Origin of the sequence: Planktothrix sp. FACHB-1355 (assembly GCF_014748295.1) — a bacterium.
Lineage (GTDB): Bacteria > Cyanobacteriota > Cyanobacteriia > Cyanobacteriales > Aerosakkonemataceae > Aerosakkonema > Aerosakkonema funiforme_A.
Window position 1 is genome coordinate 1 of the sequence record NZ_JACJUP010000829.1, and the last position, 3,222, is coordinate 3,222.

At 43.8% G+C, this 3,222-nt stretch carries 3 protein-coding genes; 1 reads left to right on the forward strand and 2 read right to left on the reverse strand.

What is annotated here, in order from left to right:
* Together H6S82_RS25550 and H6S82_RS25555 are read right to left on the reverse strand one after the other, a co-directional pair.
* A partial coding sequence (locus H6S82_RS25550) for a pyridoxal phosphate-dependent aminotransferase (protein ID WP_191056912.1) occupies positions 1–1,148 on the reverse strand: 1,148 nt, incomplete at its 3' end.
* 373 nt (positions 1,149–1,521) lie between these two features.
* Positions 1,522–2,136, reverse strand: coding sequence for a DJ-1/PfpI family protein (locus H6S82_RS25555; RefSeq protein ID WP_190475859.1), 615 nt, complete (start codon positions 2,134–2,136; stop codon positions 1,522–1,524).
* A 626-nt stretch (positions 2,137–2,762) separates the two neighbouring features.
* Between H6S82_RS25555 and H6S82_RS25560 the strand changes: the two genes are divergently transcribed.
* Positions 2,763–3,222, forward strand: a 460-nt coding sequence (locus tag H6S82_RS25560) for a M48 family metalloprotease (RefSeq protein WP_347339543.1), incomplete at its 3' end; no start/stop codon positions are given.

The following is a 3,222-nucleotide window of genomic DNA, read 5'->3' on the forward strand; positions in this document are numbered from 1 at the left end:
AATTTATCCAACCGTTCCATACCTTTTTCGATCGTACTCATGTCAGTGGCGTAAGACAGGCGAATACAATCATCTGCCCCAAACGCAATACCCGGAATAGCAGCAACTTGCTGATTTTCTAGGAGCGCATCACAAAATTCCAGAGAAGTCAAGCCTGTTTTACTGATATTAATAAACAAGTAAAAAGCACCATCGGGTGTGGGACAACTCAAACCGGGGATAGCGCGAAGGCGTTCCAACATCACCTGACGCCGCTTGGCAAATGCTTGGCGCATTTCTTCTACACAATCTTGCGGACTTGTTAAAGCTGCGATCGCACCGTATTGTGCAAAGGTACAAACATTCGAGGTACTGTGACCTTGGATGGTACTGGCTGCTTTAATTATCTCAACTGGGCCAGCTAAATAACCGATCCGCCAACCGGTCATGGAATAACCTTTGGCGAATCCGTTGCTGATCAGGGTGCGATCGAAAGCTTGGGGACTAACTGCACCGATGCTGAGGTGTTCGGCTCCATCGTAAATAATTTTCTCGTAAATTTCGTCAGAAACAACCCAAATATCTTTTTCCACCACCACTTCCGCCAACGCCTTAATTTCATCTGGCGTATATACCACACCTGTGGGATTAGAAGGCGAATTGAGGATAAATAGGCGCGTTTTCGGCGTTATCGCCTGCCGCAGTTGTTCTGGCGTAATTTTGTAGTTATTTTTCTCATCCGTAGGTACGATTATCGGCTCGCCACTTGCCAATCTCACCATTTCCGGATAACTCAACCAATACGGCGCGGGAATGATTACCTCTTCGCCAGGGTCGATCAGCGCCAGGATGAGGTTGAACAGAGAATGCTTACCGCCATTGGTGACTATGACGTTATCCGCACTGTAAGCGAGATGATTTTCTGTTTTCAGCTTGTGAGCGATCGCTTCCCGCAACTTCGGCTCCCCAGCGGCTGGGCCATACTTGGTCTTTCCTTCATCCAGAGCCTGCTTGGCAGCAGCTTTGATATGCTCTGGCGTATCGAAATCCGGTTCACCAGTGCTGAAACTACACACATCAATTCCCGTTGCCTTCATCGCCTTCGCTTTGGCGGCGATCGCTAACGTTAGGGAAGGCTGAACTTTCTCAACTCTTGCTGCCAGCTTCATGCTCTTTGATTTCTATCCGACTACATATAGCTATTTTCTAGTGTTCCAGAGTATCCCATAATCCTCAATTCAAATTGTGTATTTTTTACCTTTTTATTATTTGTAATATATTTTACTAATCTTTAACCGAGTTTATGCACTGTTTTGGGGTAATTTTACGCTCTACCAATAAAAATAATTGTATTATATGTTACCTTATTTTACCTAACTGGAGACTAACTACGGAGAAAGGTGCGTCAGCTTTGCGCTAACGCACCCTACAGGTGTGTTGCTTTCGTTTAAGAACGGCTATAATTTGCCAGATACAGCAATTTTAGCGATCGCGTCTGTTTTTTCCAGAACTCTGATAGTTTTCATCGCAGAAATTGAGAACTTAAGCAGTTACTTTTTCCTTCTTTTCAATTTCTTGCAAGAAGAGATTCATAAACTCATCTACAACCCCTGGATGCTGCCCGGATATCAAGTTACCATCTATATAAGTAGCAACTGCTTTATCGCCTTCATAGATAACCGTTCCGCCGGCATTTTCAACATCGCAAATGATGTTGTGAGCGCAGGTAACTTTGCGACCCTTCATCAGTTCTGGATCTGCACAAAATAACCACATACTGTGGCAAATAGTGCCAACTTTTAGATCGCCACCATCCATCGCTTGTACTGCTTTGCGGAGGAATTCTACTGCTGGAGATTGATTCGGTTCACCTGGTTTCGGACTGACTTGATATCGCAAACGATCCATTGCGTAACCACCGATGAGGATTATGCCTTTGTAATCGGCGGGATCGATATCGTTAACATCAACAGTAACGGTTACTTCCTCTGTATGGTCATTTCCTTTAAAGGTGATTTTTTCCTGATTCCAAAGATTGGAAATATACTCAACATCGTAGCCGTGTTGAGGGAAAAATTCATTAAATCGGCGATATTCAGTTTCATCGAAATGTTCTTCAACCAAAACGCCTATTTTGCCTTTTTTTCCATCATTCATTTTTTGCTAACTCCTAAATTATTGAGATCGAGCGAAACAAGTACATAACGAAAGTGGGAGTTATAGCTGTCTTTTTACATCGCCAAACATTCTGGTTTTGTGTTATTTTACACCTCTACTGGCAACCATCTTATAAGTAGAGATATCTCCCGACAGTTCTGTTCAATGCAAGTAACTACCAAACAGATGAATTTGCTTGAGTTATCCAGAGAGCTTCACCGTTTGAAATCTAGCAATACATAACTTGTAGCACTTTGGAGATAGTAAATAATCCGTCTATGGATGGTTGTATAATAGGGAAGTACTTATCAATATATGGATGAGTTTAGTAGCAATGAAAAGATGCGATCGCATTTATAAAAAAAATGGTTTTTTCCGCCTTTTTGAGTTTGGGAATAACCATTGTAAGTTCGGCATTTTGGATAGCAATAATTTAACTAGCTCCTTAATGTAGAAATGTTTCATGAAGCGTCTCTACATTCAGTCAAGATAAAATAGGCGATCGCATCGGTTTATCTATCATTTGTAACTCGTGAAAGGTAAAACAAAAAAACAGTATCCTTAAGACAGAAATTTTATTGCCAAAAGTATGATAAAATTCTGACCGAGCAGTTGGGAGAAAAGCGGTGAGAAAACTGTGGCGTTTGGGAATTGCGGTCATACTCGTCGCATTTGGGCTGATCGGTTATTGCACTCACACTGTATATAACCCGATTACGGGCGAAAATCAGCGCCTACAGCTCTCGCCGCGTCAGGAAGTTGCGCTGGGACTGCAAGCGCGACAGCAAATGGCCGCCAAACATGGCGGTTTGTACCCCGACAAAACACTCCAAGATTATGTCGATCGAGTGGGAGGAAGAGTGGCGCAACGGTCGGATGCCGCTAAATCGCAGTATCCGTTTGATTTCCACCTGCTACGCGACCCGCGCACCATCAACGCCTTTGCCTTACCGGGAGGAGAAATTTTCATCACCGCCGCCTTGATGGGACGCCTATCCTCGGAAGCGCAACTGGCGGCAGTTTTGGGACACGAAATCGGTCATGTAGTGGCGCGACACGGTGCGGAACATCTGGCAAAACAACAGC